An 18764-nucleotide genomic window follows, 5' to 3' on the forward strand; every position below is an offset into this window, starting at 1 on the left:
GATGTCGCGTCTGGTGATGAAATTCGGCGGCACCTCTGTCGCCTCTCTCGACCGCATCAAGCGGGCGGCCAAGCGCGTCGCGCGTGAGGTGGCCAATGGGCACGAGGTGATCGTGATCGTCTCGGCCATGTCGGGCAAGACGAACGAGCTTGTGGGCTGGGTGAACGAAACCTCGCCCTTCTACGACGCCCGCGAATACGATGCGGTCGTCTCGTCGGGTGAGAACGTGACCGCCGGGCTGATGGCGCTGACCTTGCAGGAAATGGACATCCCGGCCAGGTCTTGGCAGGGCTGGCAGGTGCCGCTGAAGACCAATGGCACCCACGGGGCCGCGCGGATCGAAGAGATTCCGACCGCCAACATGGACGCCAAGTTCATTGAGGGCATGAAGGTCGCGGTCGTCGCGGGCTTCCAAGGCATTAGCCCCGAAGGCCGCATCACCACGCTGGGGCGCGGCGGCTCGGACACCACCGCTGTCGCCTTCGCCGCCGCCTTCGATGCCGTTCGCTGCGACATCTATACAGACGTCGATGGCGTCTACACCACCGATCCGCGCATCACCGCCAAGGCCCGCAAACTGGACCGCATCGCGTTCGAAGAGATGCTGGAGCTGGCGTCGCTGGGCGCGAAGGTATTGCAAACACGCTCGGTGGAGCTGGCGATGCGCTACGGCGTCAAGCTGCGGGTGCTGTCGAGCTTCGAGGAATACGATGAAAATGCAGGCACGCTCGTCTGCGCGGAGGATGAGATCATGGAATCCAATGTGGTGAACGGCGTCGCCTATTCGCGCGACGAGGCGAAGATGACGCTGCTGGGGGTCTACGACAAACCGGGCATTGCTGCTGCGATCTTCGGGCCGCTGGCCGAAGCCGGGGTAAACGTGGACATGATCGTTCAGAACATATCCGAAGGCGGGAAGACGGACATGACGTTCTCTTGCCCCGTCGATCAAGTCGCACGGGCGCGTCAGGCAATAGAGGCAGCGCGCGGTGAAGGCCTTTATGAGTTCGATGAGCTGGTCGCCGATCAGGACACCGCGAAAGTGTCGGTCGTGGGCATCGGGATGCGCAGCCACACGGGAGTCGCGGCGCGCATGTTTCAGGCGTTGCGCGACGAGAACGTCAACATAAAGGTCATCTCGACCTCCGAGATAAAAATCTCTGTCCTGATCGACCGGAAGTACATGGAACTGGCGGTGCAGGCGCTGCACGATGCGTTTGAGTTGGAGAAGGCGCGGTAGACCGCGTCCTTTCCACCGGGCGACCCAAAGCCTAGAACGGGTGTGACGGCGGCCTTTCGCACGTCGAGGGAGTAAAGCCATGCCAACGGGCAGCGAAAGCGAAAGCCGCAAGCTACTCAAGCGTCTGCGCGAAACCCTTGCCGAGGAAAGCGAGGGACAGGAACGGCTCGACCATATCACATCGATCATCGCCGAATGCATGGCAACGGAAGTGTGCTCGATCTACCTGTTCCGCGATGCCGAGACGTTGGAGCTGTGCGCCACCGAAGGCTTGCAGCGCGAGGCCGTCCACCAGACCCGGATGCGGCTGGGCGAAGGTCTGGTGGGCCGGGTGGCCCGGATGGGCCAGAACATAAACACCGCCGACGCCCCCGCGACACGCGGCTTCCGCTACATGCCCGAAACGGGGGAAGAGAGGTATTCGTCCTTTCTAGGCATCCCGATTTCGCGATTGGGCGAACGCTTGGGCGTGCTAGTCGTCCAATCAAAGATCGCCCGCACCTTCACCGATGACGAGGTCTACGCCCTCGAAGTCGTTGCGATGGTGCTGGCAGAGATGACAGAGCTGGGCGCGTTCACCGGCGAGGGGGCGGCGCTATCCGCCCGCCACCAGCACCCTGCCCTGTTCCGTGGCCTCGTCGGCCAAGAAGGCACGGCGCGCGGGCACGTCTGGCTGCACGAGCCGCGCGTGGTCGTGACCAATCCCATCGCTGAAGACCCCGACAGCGAAAAGGAACGGCTGGAAGAGGCCGTCAAACAGCTGCAGGTCAGCGTCGATGACATGCTCGACGGCGCCGGTATCGCCGACAAGGACCAGCGCGATGTGCTGGAAACCTACCGGATGTTCGCCCACTCGCGCGGCTGGCTGCGCCGTATGGAAGAAAACATCGACCGCGGCCTGTCGGCAGAAGCCGCCGTCGAGAAAGAGCAATCCGCCGCGCGCACCCGCCTGCAATCCGCTCCCGATCTTTATATCCGAGAGCGGATGCACGATCTGGACGACCTGTCGCGCCGCCTGCTGCGCATCTTGACGGGGCAAGGCAAGGAAACGGGGGCAGAGATGCCCGGCGACCCCATCCTCGTCGCCCGCGATATCGGACCGGGCGATCTGCTGGACTACGGGCGGTCGCTTCGTGGCATCGTGCTGGAAGGCGGATCGGTCGGCAGCCATGCCGCCATCGTCGCACGCGCACTGGCGATCCCGCTGGTGATCCACGCCCGCGCTATCACGACAGAGGCGCTGAACGGCGACCAGATCCTGGTGGATGGCGAACAGGGCATCGTGCACCTGCGGCCAGAGGACAACATCATCTCTGCCTTCAACGACAAGATCGCGATGCAGGCCAAGGCGCAGGAACGCTATGCCGACCTGCGCGACCAGCCCGCGCGGACGTTGGACGGCACCACCATCGCGCTGACGATGAACGCTGGCCTGATGGCCGATCTGCCCTCGCTGGAAGGCTCCGGGGCCGAGGGTGTCGGCCTGTTTCGGACCGAATTGCAGTTTCTCGCCAACCGCAACGTTCCCAAGCGCGGGCATCTGGCGCAGCTTTATGGCCGGGTCATGGATGCGGCGAAAGGCAAGCCCGTCGTGTTCCGCACGCTCGACATCGGGTCCGACAAGGTCCTGCCCTACATGAAGCGCCCCGAAGAACCGAACCCGGCGCTGGGGTGGCGCGCGATCCGGGTCGGATTGGATCGGCCCGGCGTGATGCGCATGCAGCTGCAGGCCCTGATCCGCGCCGCCAATGGGCGCCCCCTGCACGTGATGTTCCCCTTCATCGCGCAGCTGGACGAATACCGCACCGCCCGCGCATTGCTGGAAGACGAGATCGAGCGCGAGCGGCGTCTTGGCCGCGTGCTTCCCGAAAGCGTGAAGATCGGGTCGATGCTAGAGACGCCGTCCATGGCCTTCGCGCCCAGCGCTTTCTTTCGCGAGACGGATTTCATCTCTATCGGCGGCAACGATCTCAAACAGTTCTTCTTCGCGGCGGACCGCGAGAACGAGCAAGTGCGGATGCGCTACGACACGCTGAACGTGTCGTTCCTGAACATGCTACAGATGATCGTGAACCGATGCGCCGAAACCGAAACGCCCGTCAGCTTCTGCGGAGAAGACGCTGGCCGCCCGATCGAGGCTTTGTGCATGTGTGCCATCGGCCTGCGCGCCCTGTCGATGCGCCCGGCCTCTATCGGCCCGGTCAAGCATCTGTTGCGCCGTGTTGATCTGGCGGGTGTCCGCGCAGCCATTGATGAGGCACGCGATTCAGGTCAGCAGAGCGTGCGTGAGACCGTGAAAGCCCATTTGCAGGAGCAGTTGGCAGGGCAAACTGGCGCTGTCTAGAGGATGCGTTTCGGTGGATCGATCCGCAGACGGAACTCTCGCAGCAGCACTTCAACGTCCGTGCCGCTGTCGCGCGCCAGTGCCCGTAGGCCGAAATAGACCCGCGCCATCTCCTGGTAGTAGCTGGTGAAGGCGTAATTCGTCGCCGCGCCCGCCGCCGCACCGATCACCGGCACCGCCTGCGCGGCCAGCTTCTGGCCCAAGACGGTCGCCAGACGCGGCGCGACCTTCGCGATGATGCCGTGGACGGCGGGGCCGCTGAGGGTGATGCGCGTCGACAGGAACGCCATATCCGTGCCGTCGTCGCGCGACAGCGGTCCAGCGGCGGCGAACACCTGCAGACACTGCGCCCGCACAGTTCGGTCAGTCACATCGAAGCCTTCGTCGGCGGCGATACCCTGAATGGCCCGCAGGAGTACCGTTGTCGTGACGGGCAGTTCCGCCATCGCCGTCGACAAGCCACCGGCACCACCCACGGCACCCATCGCCGTCGTCGCCACGGTATTAAGCCAGTCGGGCCGGTCGCGCAGCCGCCCGCGAGAGACGCTTGCGGCATCGAAGGCCACCTCCAGAGCGCGCTTTGTGGCCGTGTCCAAGCCTTGCCTTACCGACATGGGAAGACGTCCCAGCAGGTCTTCGGCCTGCCCGCCGATCAGCCCAAGAACCTGCATGCCCACGCCATCCGCAGTGCGGAACCGGTCCGCGAGCGCGTCCAGCGCGGCAGAGGTTTCGGGCGACAGATCTTCGGTCTCTACGGGTGTTTGTGCCATGGGGTTGAAGATGGGGCGCGGCGATTGGTTTGCCAAGATGCGTTACGCTGGACGTCGGACAGACCATGAGGCCTTGGCGTTAACATCTTTTTTTCGTAGCTGAAAAACTCAGCTACGAAAAAAAGATGTTGCCAGATCAAATAAGATTGGTTTTTCAATAGCCTAAGCAGCATCCGAAACGACCCTGCGATCTTCAATTCATCCCGCGCGCGTCACCGCCCCTGCAACGCCATCCCAAGCACCCGGCACCAGCGCGATGCCCAGCACACGCTCGGGATTCGTTGGCGGCGGCATCTCTACACCGACCAAACGCGTAAAACCGAACCGCCCGTAGTAGGGCTCATCCCCCACCAGCATCACGCGCGGATGGCCCAGCGCGGCAGCCCGCGACAGGCTGTCTTGCATCAGGAACGCGCCCAGCCCCTCGCCCTGCCGTGTCGGGTGCACCGCGACCGGCCCCAGCAACAAGGCGTCCACGCCGCCCACACGCACCGGCCAGTAGCGGATCGCCCCACCGATCACCCCATCCTCGCGCGACACAAGGCACAGCTCCGGCACCGGCGCCACGCCGTCGCGCAGCCGGTAGGACGACAGCAGCTCGCGGCCCGGCGCAAAGCTCAGGTCGTACAGGGCCTCGACTTCCCAGATGTCCTGCGGCGTCTCGGTGCCCAGCATGTCCCCTCCACGGCTGGCGCGCCGCCTAGCACGCCGCTAGGGTCCGGGCAAATACGAAGGAGCCTGCATGTTCTACCGCCCCGAAGACGGCCACGGCCTGCCGCACAACCCGTTCAATGCAATCGTCGCGCCTCGCCCCATTGGCTGGATCTCGACGCGCGGCTCTGACGAATCAGAGAACCTTGCCCCCTATTCCTTCTTCAACGCGGTGGCCTACACACCGCCGCAGGTGGTCTTCGCCTCGACCTCGACCAAGCCAGACCGCGATGGCACCAAGGACACGGTCGCCAACATCCGCGACACCGGCGTGTTCTGCTGCAACGTGGTGTCGGACGCGCTGAAAGACCCAATGAACGAAAGTTCCGGTCCGTGGGACAAGGACACCGACGAGTTCGCGCACACGGGGCTGGACCGTTCCGAGTGCCAGACGATCCCTTGCTCGTTCGTCACGGCCGCCCCCGCCGCGCTGGAATGCCGAATGACCCAGATCGTGACGTTGGAAGGAGAGGCGAACTTCCTCGTCATTGCCACCGTCACCGGCATCCATATCCGTGACGATGCGCTGAAGGACGGCCTGTTCGACTACATGGCCTTTGGCCCGGTCGCGCGCATGGGCTATCGCGACTTCACGACCGTGCGGGACAAATACGCGATGCCGCGTCCGGGCGAGTAGCCCGGTGCCGCAAAAGCTGCTAATGTCGGAGAACAAGCGATGGAGGAACCGGTGAACAAAGCTCTTTGAACCCTGAAACACAGTTCAAAGACGAAAGGGCCAAGCATGCCCCGTTTCCCCGATCCCACTCGCCTGCATCCCATCACCCTACCCGACGGCACGCCGCACGAAGGCACGATCAACCTGTCCGTTGCGCTTGCGGATCATCCAAATATCCACGCTGGCGACTACAGCTACTACTCCGACCCGCATCCGCCGTCCGACGTTGGCGACTGGGCGGCGCGGCTCGCTCCTTACCTCTACGCGGGCGCCCCCGATCACCTGCACATCGGCCGCTTCTGCCAGATCGCAGCGGGCGTGCGGTTCATCACGGCCTCGGCCAACCATGACGCGCGCGCCCTTTCCACCTTCCCCTTCGCCGTATTCGACCCCGAGCGGATGCGAAGCTTCACCCCCGACATTCGAGACACCACCGTAGGCCACGACGTCTGGATCGGCACTGGCGCGTTGATCTGTCCGGGCGCGCAGATCGGCGATGGGGCTATCATCGGCGCAGGCGCAGTCGTGCGCGGCACAATTCCCGCCTATGCGCTCGTCACTGGCAACCCGGCCCGCGTCGCACGCATGCGGTTCGATGATGCCACGATCGCCAAGCTGCTGACTCTCGCGTGGTGGAACTGGTCAGCGGATCGCATCGCGCAGGCAATACCCGCCCTGATGGCCAACGATATCGACGCCCTGACCCGATGTGCCCCGTAGTGGTCGGGCGAAACACCGACAACGCAGGGTGACGCTTTCCATCCCGCCCCCGCGCCATAGGTGACGGCTCAACCCAAAGGAGCCATCCCATGAAAGCCATCCACGTTCCCAAGGGCGGCGGTCTCGACAATCTGACCGTCGCCGATATCCCCGACGCCGCCGATCCCGGTCCCGGAGAGATCAGCGTTCGACTCCACGCCTCGTCGCTGAACTTCCATGACTACGGCATCGTGTCCGGCAACATGCCGACAGAGGACAACCGCATTCCCATGGCCGACGGCGCCGGAGAAGTCACGGCGATCGGCGACGGTGTCACCGAATTCGCCACCGGCGATGCGGTCGTCTCGACCTTCTTCCCCGACTGGATCGACGGCCCGCCCCCGCTGGCCGATTTCACCCGCACGCCCGGCGACGGCTTGGACGGCTACGCCCGTGAAGCCGTCACCCTTCCCGCCTCGTGGTTCACCAAAGCTCCCGATGGTTGGACCCACGCCGAGGCCGCCACCATCACCACTGCAGGCCTGACCGCTTGGCGTGCTTTGGTCGTCGACGGCGGCCTGAAGGCGGGCGACGATGTGCTGGTCCTCGGCACTGGCGGCGTATCGATCTACGCGCTGCAGATCGCGCTGGCCATGGGCGCGCGTGTCTTCGCCACCTCATCCTCGGACGCCAAGCTGGAACGCCTTGCGGACATGGGCGCCTCCGGCACCGTCAACTACAAGACCGACACCGACTGGGGCAGCACCATCGCCAAGATGACCGACGGACGCGGCGTCGATCACGTGGTCGAGGTCGGCGGCCCCGCGACCCTGCAGCAATCCATCAAGGCCTGCCGCATCGGCGGTCATATGGCCCTGATCGGCGTGCTGACGGGCCGTTCGGGCGACATCCCCACCGCCGCGATGATGGCCAAGCACCAGCGGCTGCAAGGCCTGATCGTCGGCTCCCGCAACATGCAGAAGGACATGGTTCGCGCCATGGAAACGACGGGCCTGCGCCCCGTGCTCGACAAGGAGTTCCCGCTCGACCAGATCGCCGACGCCTTCCGGCACGAAGAATCAGGCGACCATTTCGGCAAGATCACGCTGTCGATCTGACCCCCAAGCCCCGTCGCCCCCCGGTCCGTTTGTCGCGGAACCTCCGGGCCCCGCACGCGCGTTGGTGGGGCGACACGTAACAAGGACCAGTTCAATGAGTAACAAGACCGACGCCCTCAAGACCCTGCACACCCACCTGATCGACAGCGTCGACGGTTACCAGCAGGCCCACGACAATATGAACGGCGAGCACAAGGCCTTCATCGAGCGCTGCCTGTCCGAGCGCCGCGGCTTCCACGACACGCTGCATACGCAACTCGCACAGGACGGTATCGAGACGGACGAATCCGGCTCCACCGCCGCAGCCGCGCACCGCGTCATCTTCAACATACGCGATGCGATCTCGTCCGGCGACGCCGGCATCATGGCCGAGTGCGCGCGGGGCGACAGCCATCTGAAGTCCGCCTACGACGACGCCATCGACCAGACGAAGGGTGAGCCCGGCTACGACTTCCTGACCGAGCAACGCGCCAAGGTCGAAGCCGCCGTCAAGGAAGCTGAGACGCTCAGCTAAGCTTGTCGAGGGGGCGCTGAGCTATCTAAAACAGGCAAACGCCCACGCAGACGTCTGCGTGGGCGTTCTCGTTCAGGCTGACATCTGCGCAGACGTCCACATCGCCCGGCCCGATCTGTGAAAAGTCCGCTTTCGCCAGAAGTCGCTGTAGCTGCAGGCCGCGGTTCGGATTGGCGTTCTGGACCCATTCAATCTTGCCTGTGCTCAGGACCCTTTGATCTGCTTGAGGCTAAGGCCATCGCCACCACCCATAACGCAAGATAGGGCAACGCTATCCAGCGCCACCCCTTCTTTGTTTTCCCAAATACTCAGACCACGCCGACAACAGGCGCTCCATTCGCTTAGTGTCCGCCACCCACCATGCCGGTGCGCACACCGTAATCGACAGCTACGCCATATTCCGGATCGTCCTCGTCCTCTGTTACCAGCTGCCCAGCGCGCCGCAGCAAACGGTGGCAGTCCTTGGACAGATGCCGCAGCTCCAGCGTCTTGCCTGCGTCCTGATACTTGCTGGCGACCGTCTCGATCGCCGTCAGCGCGGACTGATCGGCCACACGGCTGCCCGCGAAGTCGACGATAACCAGCGATGGGTCCTGCGCCGGGTCGAACAGCTCGACGAAGCCCTCGGCCGAACCGAAGAACAGCGGCCCCTGCACCGAATAGACCTTGGCTCCTTCCGGCGTGGTGTGCGTCCGCGCGAAGATACGCGTCGCGTTCTGCCACGAATAGGCCAGCGCCGAGACGATAACGCCTACGACCACGGCCGTCGCCAGATCGAAGGCCACGGTCACACCCGTCACCAGCACGATGACGAAGGCATCCACCAGCGGCACGCGGAACAGAATCTTCAACGAGTTCCAGGCGAACGTCCCGATAACCACCATGAACATCACGCCCACCAAGGCTGCCAGCGGAACCAGCTCGATCACCGGAGCCGCCACAAGGATGAACGCCAGCAGGAACAGCGCTGCTGAAATCCCCGACAGTCGCGTCCGCCCACCGGACTTCACGTTGATCATCGACTGGCCGATCATAGCACAGCCGCCCATGCCCCCGAAGAAGCCCGTCACGGTGTTCGCCGCGCCCTGCGCCAGACATTCCTTCGACGCGCCGCCCTTCTCACCCGTGATCTCTCCCACAAGGTTCAGGGTCAGCAGGCTTTCGATCAACCCGATCGCAGCCAAAATGACGGCGTAGGGCAGGATGATCTGCAACGTCTCAAGCGTGAACGGCACCATCGGAATGTGGAACGGCGGAAGCCCACCCTCGATAGAGGCCAGATCGCCGACCAGCGGCGTATCAAGCCCAAGGCCCAGCACCAGCGCCGCTGTCACGCCGATCCCGGCAAGCGGTGCGGGCACGATGTTGGTCACGCGCGGAAGCAGCCAGATGATCAGCATGGTCACGCCCACAAGCCCCAGCATCAGGCCCAGAGCCTGCGGCGGCAGCCAGTCGCCACCGGCCATACCGTGACCGGTAATCTCTGCCGATCCGGGCACCTGGAATTGCGACAGTTGCGCCAGGAAGATGACGATGGCCAGACCGTTGACGAAGCCCAGCATCACCGGATGCGGCACCAGCCGCATGAACTTGCCCCAGCGCAGGATACCGACGACGATCTGGATCAGCCCCATCAGCACCACGGTCGCGAACAGATACTCCACCCCGTGCTCGGCCACGAGGCTGACCATGACGACTGCCAGCGCCCCGGTCGCGCCAGAGATCATGCCCGGCCGCCCGCCGAAGATCGCTGTGATCAAACCTACGATGAACGCAGCATATAGGCCCACCAGCGGATCGACCCCCGCCACGAAGGCGAACGCCACCGCTTCAGGCACCAGCGCCAGCGCCACCGTCAGACCCGACAGCAGCTCTGTCTTCATCTGCCGCGGATCGCCGGCCCCGCCCTTGCGGCTGCGCACGCTGATCGCGTCCGCCAGGTTTGCCATCAATGCTCTTGCCATACCCGCATCCTTCGCCCATCACGCGTCGCGGTCCGGTTGGCTGAAAGGCTACCGGCACAGAGGCGACGCGACTGTAAGATTTGCGGCGGCTCTGGCACGCGCCCCCCCGAAAAGCAACCCCACAGCCCTTGCGTAAACCGTCGCCAAGTATCAGCCCCCATGCCCATCAACCGAACGGAGTCGGAGACCTCCGACTGAAACGTAGCAGCCCTCGACTTCGCGTGGCGGTTAGAGATGGTGGGTATGCGCGCTTGCGCTGACCCGGTCGGCGCTCGGGTGGCTTCACACCCCGCTGTCACAGGTCTTGTCCAGCGCGACTAGGCTTGCACGCGCGCCCGACAGAAGTCCGACACTCTGCCGTCGCCGCGCAGACCACCCTTTTCGCGCCCCGCAAGCCCCGCTACCGTCACGCGAAACGGCACTAAGGAGCATCCCATGGGCAGACTGGCGATCATCGGCGGATCGGGCATCTACGACATCGACGGCCTTGAAGGGGCTGAATGGCAGACGGTCGACACCCCTTGGGGCACCCCGTCCGACGCCATTCTGACGGGCACATTGGGCGGTACCGAAATGGCCTTTCTGCCCCGCCACGGACGCGGCCACGTCCACTCTCCCACCACCGTCCCCTACCGCGCCAACATCGACGCGCTGAAGCGGTTGGGAGTGACGGATGCCATCAGCGTCTCGGCCTGTGGAAGCTTCCGCGAAGAGATGGCTCCGGGCGATTTTGTCATGGTGGATCAATTCGTTGACCGCACTTTCGCACGTGAGAAGTCCTTCTTCGGAACCGGCTGCGTCGCCCATGTCTCGGTCGCGCACCCGGTCTGCGAACGCCTACGCCAAGTCGCGCTGGATGCCGGTCGCGCCGCCGGGATCACCATGCACGACGGAGGCACCTACCTAGCGATGGAGGGACCGCAGTTTTCGACCGCCGCGGAGTCAAAGCTGTACCGCGACGTCTGGAATTGCGACGTGATCGGCATGACCAACATGCCCGAAGCCAAACTCGCCCGAGAGGCCGAAATCTGCTACGCGAGCGTCGCCATGATCACAGACTACGACAGCTGGCACCCCGACCACGGCAGCGTCGACATCACCGACATCATCGCCACGCTGAAAGGCAACGGAGCCAAAGCCCGTGACCTTGTGACGGGGATAGCCAAAGTCCTGAAAACAGACAGGGATCCGTGCGAGCACGGCTGCGACAGGGCGTTGGAATACGCCATCATGACCGGCCCCGACGCCCGCGATCCGGATGTCGTCGCGAAACTTGATGCCGTGGCCGGTCGGGTCTTGGGCAATTAACGGAAAGTTAGAGATTTCGGCGTAGACCGAAGGGCGTCATGTCAGGCTCTCCACCGACCGGGCCGTGTCAGCAAGAACGGGGTTGTTCGCGCAGGCACGGCCCACCGCTTCCCCTTGGCCCCCCTGCCCCAAGGCGCTAGGTGTGCGGACGGATGCAGCCCAAAGGGACAAGGCCATGACGCAGAGCAAGACGGCGCGCAAAAGCGTTCGCGACTACATCCGCACAATTCCCGATTTCCCGGAACCGGGCATCATGTTCCGCGACGTGACGACCCTGTTCGCCGATCCGCGCGGCTTCCGCATCTGCATCGACCAGCTGCTCGATCCCTTCGCCGACCAACGCTTCGACAAGGTCGCGGCCCTGGAAGCACGCGGCTTCATCATGGGCGGGGCCATCGCGCACCAGTTGAACGTGGGCTTCGTGCCGATCCGCAAGAAGGGCAAGCTGCCCGGCGACACGCTGTCCGAAGACTACAAACTGGAGTACGGCGAGGCCACGATGGAGGTCCACAACGACGCTCTGGAAGCAGGCGAGAAGGTGCTGCTGGTCGATGACCTGCTGGCCACCGGCGGCACGGCAGAGGCAGGCGTGAAGCTGTGCGAGCGCTTGGGCGCTGAAATCGTCGGCTGCGCCTTCATCATCGACCTGCCGGATCTGGGCGGGCGCAAACGCCTTGAAGGTTTGGGCCTGCGCGTCGAAGCGCTTTGCGCGTTCGAGGGCGACTGACACCCCCATGTCCGACCGCCCCACCATCGGCTTGCTTCAATGCGGGGATGTGCGCGCTCCGCTTAGCGACACGCACGGCGATTACCCGGAACTCTATGTACGACTTCTTGGACCGGGGTTCGATTGGCGGGTCTTCCGTGTCCACGATGGCGACATTCCGGACGATCCGACCACTTGCGACGGCTGGCTGGTCTCTGGTTCTCGCCACGGCGCCTACGAGGATCACGATTGGATCGCCCCGCTGGAAACGCTGATCCGCTCCATCCACGGCACGCGACCGCTGATCGGTATCTGTTTCGGCCACCAGATCATTGCGCAGGCCTTGGGTGGGCGGGTTCAGAAATACAGCGGCGGCTGGGCAGTTGGGCGTCGCGCCTATGATTGGGCCGGGCGCACGGTGCATCTGAACGCGTGGCATCAGGATCAGGTCGTGATGCCTCCGCCGGGGGCGACCACGATCCTGACCAACCCCTTCACCATCCACGCCGGTCTTGCCATGGGCGACACCCTGACGCTGCAACCGCACCCAGAGTTTCCGCCTGCCCTTATCGCTGACATGATCCCCGCCGTCGGGCGCGGCACCGTGCCCGACGACCTGCTAACGCAGGCCAGCGCCGATCTGCCGCTGCCGGTGGACAATGCCTTAACCGGCGACGCGCTCGCCGCCCATTTCCGAAGGACGATCCCATGGCCGACTGGCTGACCCACGCACCGCAAGCCGCCCGCGATTATCTGGATGGGCGTGCGCCGGAAGAGATCGAGTGCATCGTCTCGGACCTGCCCGGCATCGCGCGGGGCAAGGCGATGCCCGGCCCGAAGTTCGCGCGCCAGTCCCGGTTCTTCCTGCCGCGCACGATCTTTCATCAGACGATCACCGGCGGTTGGGCCAGCGTTCCCGTGCCCGAGAGTGCCACGGAACCGGACATGATCCTGACGCCGGACTATGGGACAGCCACCGCAGCGCCTTGGACTGCCGACCGAACGCTTCAGGTCATCCACGACATGGAGCTGCAACAGGGCGGCCCCGTCCCGGCGGCCCCGCGCAACGTGCTGAAGCGCGTCATCGCCGCCTATGCAGAGCTTGGGCTGACCCCTGTCGTCGCGCCGGAAATGGAATTCTACCTTGTCGCCCGCAACACCGATCCCGGTCAGGCCATCGTGCCGATGATCGGACGCACGGGCCGCCAAGCGGCGGCACGGCAGGCCTATTCCCTGTCGGCGGTCGATGAATATGGCCCCGTCATCGACGACATCTACGACTTCGCCGAAGCGCAGGGGTTCGAGATCGACGGCATCACCCAAGAAGGCGGCGCGGGGCAGCTGGAAATCAACCTGCGCCACGGCAACCCCATCAAGCTGGCAGACGAGGTCTTCTTCTTCAAACGTCTAATCCGCGAAGCCGCCCTGCGGCACGGGTGCTTCGCTACCTTCATGGCCAAACCGATCGAGCGTGAGCCGGGATCGTCGATGCATATCCATCACTCGGTTCTGGACGCCGATGGCCGCAACATCTTCTCGAACGATGACGATAGCGAAAGCGACGCGTTCCGGCACTTCATCGGCGGCTTGCAGGAACACCTACCCTCGGCCCTCGCCCTTCTCGCGCCCTACGTGAACAGTTACCGCCGCTACGTGAAAGACTTTGCCGCGCCGGTGAATCTGGAATGGGGCCGCGACAACCGCACCGCTGGATTACGCATCCCCGTAGCCGACGCGCAGGCGCGGCGGGTGGAAAATCGGATCGCGGGCATGGATTGCAATCCGTATCTGGGGATTGCAGCCTCACTGGCCTGCGGCCTACTGGGATTGCGCAACAAGCTGGAGCCGCGCGCCGAACGGACCGGCACCGCCTACGGCGAAGAGCAAGGCGTGCCCCGCGGCCTGTTCGACGCGCTGGAGTTGTTCGACGGGGCGACCGAGTTGCACGACGTGCTCAGCCCCGAGTTCGCGCAGGTCTATTCCTTCGTAAAGCGCGAGGAATACGACGAATACCTGCAAGTGATTTCTCCGTGGGAGCGGGAGCATCTGCTGATCAACGTCTAAGGGGGCTTCGGTGCGGTGGCGCAGGGCGGTGTGTGCGTTGCGGGCCTTGCAACGCTGCACCGCAGCGTCAAGTTAGAGCGGGTTGCCCGCCCGGAGACTCCGCCATGACTAGCCCGACTGAAACCCACATGCCCCCCGGCGCGCGTGCCGCGTTGGGGCGTCGTGAATTCGTGGCTTTGGTGGCCTTCGTCATGGCGCTGAACTCGGCGGCCATCGACGTGTTCATCCCCGGTCTGCGCGACATCGCGGCAGAGTTCGGCGTGGAATCGAACGCCCGCCAGTTGGTCATCACCGCCTATGTGGTGGGCTTCGGCGCGGCGCAGTTGATCTATGGCCCCCTGGCCGACCGCTACGGGCGGCGACCCATCCTGCTGGTCGGACTTGCTATTTACCTAGCCGGGTCCGTCGCGTCGATCTTCGCCCCCAGCTTTGGCGCGCTTCTGTTCCTTCGGTTCGTGCAAGGTGTGGGGGCCGCGGCCACGCGCGTCGTCGCGACCGCCCTGGTGCGCGACCGGTTCGAAGGCGCGGCAATGGCGAATGTCATGTCGCTGATCATGATGGTCTTCATGATCATGCCGGTTCTTGCGCCGAACCTGGGATCGCTGGTGCTGCTGTTCGCCGACTGGCACGGGCTGGGCGGTGTGATGGCACTGGTCGGGCTGATCGCGCTGGTCTGGGTCCTGCTTCGCCTACCAGAGACGCTTGCGCCCGAAAACCGCCGCCCTCTGACCGGCGCGCGGCTGGCAGAAGCGTTCCGCATCGTCGCCAGCAACAGGATTGCTGCGTTCTACACCTTGGCGCAGGCGGCATTCTTCGGTGTGCTGCTGGCCTTCGTTAACATGGCCGAACAGATCTTTACCGAGACCTATGATCTTGGCCGCGCTTTCACCCTGATCTTCGCGGTGATGGCGACCTTCATGGCCGCCTCGTCCTTCGCCAACTCGCGGCTGGTCGAGCGTCTGGGCACCCGACGGCTTAGCCACACCGCATTGGTCGCCTACCTGATCGTCGTGGCGATCCATCTGGTGCTGGCGGCCATCTACGGCGGCATCACGCCTTTCTGGATGTTCCTGATCCTGTTCTCGGCCAGCCTGTGCTGTTTCGGCTTCGTGCCGCCGAACTTCAACGCCATCGCTATGGAGCCGATGGGCCACGTCGCGGGTGTTGCTTCGGCTGTGCTCGGCGCGTCGCAAATGGTGATCGGCGGCGCTTTGGGGGCGGCCATCGCGTTCTTCTATGACGGCTCGCTTTACGCGCTGTTGGCCGGATCGGTCGGGTTGGCCGTCGTGTCGCTGGGCATGGTCGCCATCGCTGAGCGCGGGCGACTGTTCACCAGCTAGCCGTTCAGCTTGTTCAGCGCGTCCTGCATCTGCTTCAGCTGTTTGCGGATCTCGTCCATCTCGGTGGTGTCAGCCTTTGGCGCGTCGGCCTTCGGCTCGGGCTCGTCGCTGGTATCGGTCCCAACGGACCAGCCACCGCCGGTCATAGCCTTCAGGAAGGCTTCCTGTTGTTTCTGCATCACCTCGAAGCCCGGCACGACGGTCATCGGGGTCATCATCTTCTGCTGGCTCTGGCGCAGCATGTCGAAGCTCATCTTCAGGAACTCCGGCACGACGGAATTCGCCTGCGTGGTGTAGGACCGCACAAGATCGGTCAGCACGTCTAGGGGCAGGACGCTTTGGCCCTTCGATTCGTTTTCGGCGACGATCTGCAGAAGATACTGGCGGGTCAGGTCATCGCCCGACTTGAGGTCGACGATCTGCACCTCGCGGCCATCGCGGATAAAGCCCGAAATATCGTCTAGCGTCACGTAATCGCTGGTCTCCGTGTTGTAGAGACGGCGCGACGCGTAGCGTTTGATCAGAAGCGGTTTGATTGTGTCGGCCATAGTCTGTTCCCGGATCAGCAGAATGCTGGATCACCTTGCTGCACTGCGGAACAAAACGCAAAAAGAAAGGGCGAGCCGAAGCTCGCCCAGTCACAACGCCGCCAGGGAGGAGAAGACGACGTATTCTTTAAGCTGTCGCGATTACTTCGCGCCGGCGGTCTTCTTGGCGGCGGAGGAAGCCGAGTCGGTGGCCTTCTTGGCGGCGGCGGTCATGTCCTCGGACACGTCCTTGCCAGCGGCCAGCATCAGCTCGACGGTCTCCATCTGGACCTTCTTCGCGATCTCGGCGAACTGCGCCATGGTTTCGGACGTCATCTCGGCCTGAGCGGAGGCGAAGTCGGTCATGGCCTTCGAGTAGTCGGAGGGCTCATCACGAACGACGGCGATGTCGTTGATCTTGGCCAGCGTGTCCTTGGTCCACTTCGAGGACACTTCGGTCGACTTCTCGGCGGCTTCCAGTGCGACTTTCGACATCTTCTCGCCGAAAGAGGCGTAGCTCTTGAAGCTGTCCTGCATGGCGGACATGTCCGTCGGCATCGACGCCATCATCTCTTGCATCATCTTGGTGAAGTCGGGGGTTTCGGTCTTGGCCATGATAGCTCTCCTAGCTTCGGTTGCGGGTGGGGCGGTCCAGTTGCTTGGGCCGATCCCCGTGATTGCGATGACACACACATAATGCCGCATCGCAGCATTGCAAGAGGCATTCTGCATTGCAGCATGAAAACTCACGCAGCCGCAGCATGGCCCGAAGAGCGCGCCAAGGCATTGACTTGCAATATGAATCTTCAAAAATCCGCGGCAGCCTGGTACTGACAGGCAGCGCCGCTACGCGAAAAAGTTTCCCCTAGGGCACGCCGCAGGTGCGAAACTTACCCGTCGGGACTTTCTGTGACGTAAGTGCCGGGCGCATCGCCCAATGTCTTGCGACCGCCGCCGGGTTTGCGCGCCTTCACCTTGTCCCCGGATCGCCCGGCCAGCCAATCGCCCCAGCGCATCCACCAGGTACCCTCGTGGAAGTCCGCAGCCGTCTGCCAGTCTTCGGGCGTGCCGGACCAATCGCCGTTCACGTAGTGCCCGTACTTCTTCTTCGACGGCGGATTGACGATGCCCGCGATGTGACCAGATTCAGACAGCACGAACGTCTTGTCGTCCGAACCCATCTTCTGAACACCGCGGAACGACGATTTCCAGGCGGCGATGTGATCGGTCTCGCAGGCGACCGCCATCAGAGGCACGGTCACTTCGTCCAGCGTCACCGTCTCTCCGAGGATTGGAAAGCCGTCGGTCGCCAGCTTATCGCCTTGGCACAAGCCCCGCAGATACTCGACCGCCATGTCGCGCGGCAGGTTGGTGCCGTCGCCGTTCCAGTAAAGAAGATCGAAGGCGGGCGGCGCCTCCCCCAGCATGTAGTTGCGCACGGCAGGACGGTAGACGAGATCGTTGGACCGTAGGAAAGAGAACGTCCGGCTCATGTAAAGCGAGTCGAGATACCCGTTGCGCTGCACCTCTTCCTCGATCCCGTCGACGAAATCGTCGTTCAGGAAGACGCCGACCTCACCCTGATCGGAGAAATCGGTAAGCGTGGTAAAGAACGTGGCCGCGTTGACGCTGTCATCGCCGCGTTTCTTCAACAAGGCCAGCGTCATCGACAACGTGGTGCCCGCGATGCAGTAGCCAACGGCGTTCACCTTGTCTTGCTTGATGATCGTCTTGACCTGGCCGATGGCCTCCAGAAAGCCTTCCTCGACATACTGGTCCATGCCGACATCGGCGTATTCGGCGTTCGGGTTCTTCCAGCTGACGACGAACAGGGTGAAGCCCTGATCGACGATCCAGCGGATCAGGCTGTTCTTCTCTTTGAGATCCAGAATGTAGAATTTGTTGATCCAGGGCGGGAAGATGATCAGAGGTGTCGCGTGGACCTGATCGGTCGTGGGCGCGTATTGGATCAGCTCCATCATGCGGTTGCGGAAGACAACCTTGCCCGGCGTGGTCGCGAGGTTCTCGCCCACCTTGAAGGCGTCAGGATCGGCGAGCGTGACGACAAGCTCGCCGTTGTTACGCTCCAGATCGCGCACCAGGTTCTCCAGCCCATCCACAAGGCTTTTGCCTTCGGTCTCGACCGCGCGTGCCAAGGCCTCCGGGTTGGTACCCAGGAAGTTCGTTGGACTCATCATGTCGACGATCTGTTGACTGAAGTGCTGCAGGCGCGACTTGTCCTTGGGGTCAAGACCGTCGATGTCAGAGACGGCCCTGCTGACCAGCTCGGCGTTCATCAGGTACTGCTGCTTCAGGTAATTGAACATCGGATGGGTCTGCCAGACTTCGTTATCGAAGCGACTGTCATCCTTCACCTTTGACTCCGGTGGCGTCAGATCGCCTGCCATCAGCTTCTTCTGCGCCTCGACGTAGTGGCCAAGCGTTTTCCCCCAGTAGTCGATCTGCGTCTGCATGATCTTGGTAGGGTTATCCATCATCTCGCGCATGAAGGCGGTGCCGGCCTTGGCGTAAAGTTCCGGCGAGGGGCCCTGTAGCGATGCGGGCACCTGCTTTTTGCGGGACATGACCGTGGCCAGCCGCTCTGACAATTGCTCCATCCGGGCGAGGTTTTGCGACATCTCTTCCGAATAATCGCCCAGCACATCAGTGCTTTTTTCTTCTGTAGTTGCCATCTTAACTTCCCCTCCCTACGCTGCAGGGCAGAATTTGCGCTGCGCGTGCACAGGAACCTGAAGGGTTCCACCGGTCGTTGTAATACTAGC

At 63.5% G+C, this 18764-nt stretch carries 17 protein-coding genes; 11 read left to right on the forward strand and 6 right to left on the reverse strand.

The genetic code is table 11. The features are described 5' to 3' along the window. Position 1 precedes the first annotated feature (1 nt). Both FIU81_RS11610 and ptsP read left to right on the forward strand, forming a co-directional pair. Positions 2-1240 carry an aspartate kinase gene (locus FIU81_RS11610; protein ID WP_124111322.1) on the forward strand — a complete coding sequence of 413 codons (1239 nt, stop codon included), beginning with the start codon at positions 2-4 and terminating at the stop codon, positions 1238-1240. 79 nt (positions 1241-1319) lie between these two features. Next, positions 1320-3584 (forward strand): phosphoenolpyruvate--protein phosphotransferase, encoded by a 2265-nt coding sequence (gene ptsP / locus FIU81_RS11615; RefSeq protein WP_124111321.1) that lies wholly within the window; start codon positions 1320-1322, stop codon positions 3582-3584. Here the strand turns inward: ptsP and FIU81_RS11620 are convergent. Next, positions 3581-4354 (reverse strand): EcsC family protein, encoded by a 774-nt coding sequence (locus FIU81_RS11620; protein WP_124111320.1) that lies wholly within the window; start codon positions 4352-4354, stop codon positions 3581-3583. The two genes, ptsP and FIU81_RS11620, sit on opposite strands and share 4 nt — an antisense overlap. A gap of 198 nt (positions 4355-4552) precedes the next feature. Then, positions 4553-5029: a GNAT family N-acetyltransferase gene (locus FIU81_RS11625; protein WP_124111319.1), complete on the reverse strand. Its 477-nt coding sequence runs from the start codon at positions 5027-5029 to the stop codon at positions 4553-4555. 67 nt (positions 5030-5096) lie between these two features. Here FIU81_RS11625 and FIU81_RS11630 point away from each other — a divergent pair, with 67 nt between their 5' ends. The 4 genes from FIU81_RS11630 (at position 5097) to FIU81_RS11645 (ending at position 8072) form a co-directional block, all read left to right on the forward strand. Further along, entirely contained in the window at positions 5097-5702 is a 606-nt protein-coding gene (locus FIU81_RS11630) for a flavin reductase family protein (protein ID WP_124111318.1), read from the forward strand. Between the two features lie 105 nt (positions 5703-5807). After that, the gene (locus tag FIU81_RS11635; RefSeq protein ID WP_124111317.1) at positions 5808-6461 is read left to right on the forward strand and encodes a CatB-related O-acetyltransferase; all 654 of its coding nucleotides are present in this window, start codon (positions 5808-5810) and stop codon (positions 6459-6461) included. An 89-nt stretch (positions 6462-6550) separates the two neighbouring features. Then, positions 6551-7558 (forward strand): zinc-dependent alcohol dehydrogenase family protein, encoded by a 1008-nt coding sequence (locus tag FIU81_RS11640; RefSeq protein ID WP_124111316.1) that lies wholly within the window; start codon positions 6551-6553, stop codon positions 7556-7558. Positions 7559-7652: 94 nt separating this feature from the next. Beyond that, the gene (locus FIU81_RS11645; protein ID WP_124111315.1) at positions 7653-8072 is read left to right on the forward strand and encodes a PA2169 family four-helix-bundle protein; all 420 of its coding nucleotides are present in this window, start codon (positions 7653-7655) and stop codon (positions 8070-8072) included. A gap of 341 nt (positions 8073-8413) precedes the next feature. On the opposite strand, the gene FIU81_RS11650 is transcribed toward FIU81_RS11645, so the two are convergent. Then, a complete protein-coding gene (locus FIU81_RS11650; RefSeq protein ID WP_124111314.1) occupies positions 8414-10036 on the reverse strand; it encodes a SulP family inorganic anion transporter in 1623 nt (540 codons plus the stop codon). Positions 10037-10471: 435 nt separating this feature from the next. Here FIU81_RS11650 and FIU81_RS11655 point away from each other — a divergent pair, with 435 nt between their 5' ends. The 5 genes from FIU81_RS11655 to FIU81_RS11675 all read left to right on the forward strand — a co-directional run bounded on the left by FIU81_RS11655 (position 10472) and on the right by FIU81_RS11675 (position 15454). Then, a complete protein-coding gene (locus tag FIU81_RS11655) occupies positions 10472-11344 on the forward strand; it encodes an S-methyl-5'-thioadenosine phosphorylase (RefSeq protein WP_124111313.1) in 873 nt (290 codons plus the stop codon). Between the two features lie 175 nt (positions 11345-11519). Continuing rightward, entirely contained in the window at positions 11520-12071 is a 552-nt protein-coding gene (locus FIU81_RS11660; RefSeq protein WP_124111312.1) for an adenine phosphoribosyltransferase, read from the forward strand. Between the two features lie 7 nt (positions 12072-12078). Further along, on the forward strand, positions 12079-12774 hold the full coding sequence (locus FIU81_RS11665; RefSeq protein WP_124111311.1) for a type 1 glutamine amidotransferase: 696 nt from the start codon (positions 12079-12081) through the stop codon (positions 12772-12774). Beyond that, complete coding sequence (locus FIU81_RS11670; RefSeq protein WP_124111310.1) at positions 12759-14114, forward strand: glutamine synthetase family protein; 1356 nt, start codon at positions 12759-12761, stop codon at positions 14112-14114. Before FIU81_RS11665 ends, FIU81_RS11670 begins: the two co-directional genes overlap by 16 nt. Positions 14115-14218: 104 nt before the next feature. After that, on the forward strand, positions 14219-15454 hold the full coding sequence (locus FIU81_RS11675) for a multidrug effflux MFS transporter (protein WP_216644253.1): 1236 nt from the start codon (positions 14219-14221) through the stop codon (positions 15452-15454). On the opposite strand, the gene phaR is transcribed toward FIU81_RS11675, so the two are convergent. The 3 genes from phaR to FIU81_RS11690 all read right to left on the reverse strand — a co-directional run bounded on the left by phaR (position 15451) and on the right by FIU81_RS11690 (position 18674). After that, positions 15451-16002, reverse strand: coding sequence for a polyhydroxyalkanoate synthesis repressor PhaR (gene phaR, locus FIU81_RS11680; RefSeq protein ID WP_124111309.1), 552 nt, complete (start codon positions 16000-16002; stop codon positions 15451-15453). The genes FIU81_RS11675 and phaR overlap by 4 nt on opposite strands. Before the next feature lie 141 nt (positions 16003-16143). Continuing rightward, positions 16144-16596 (reverse strand): phasin family protein, encoded by a 453-nt coding sequence (locus tag FIU81_RS11685; RefSeq protein ID WP_124111308.1) that lies wholly within the window; start codon positions 16594-16596, stop codon positions 16144-16146. Positions 16597-16871: 275 nt separating this feature from the next. Then, on the reverse strand, positions 16872-18674 hold the full coding sequence (locus tag FIU81_RS11690; protein WP_124111307.1) for a PHA/PHB synthase family protein: 1803 nt from the start codon (positions 18672-18674) through the stop codon (positions 16872-16874). Positions 18675-18764 lie beyond the last annotated feature (90 nt).

Source organism: Palleronia sp. THAF1 (assembly GCF_009363795.1).
GTDB lineage: Bacteria > Pseudomonadota > Alphaproteobacteria > Rhodobacterales > Rhodobacteraceae > Palleronia.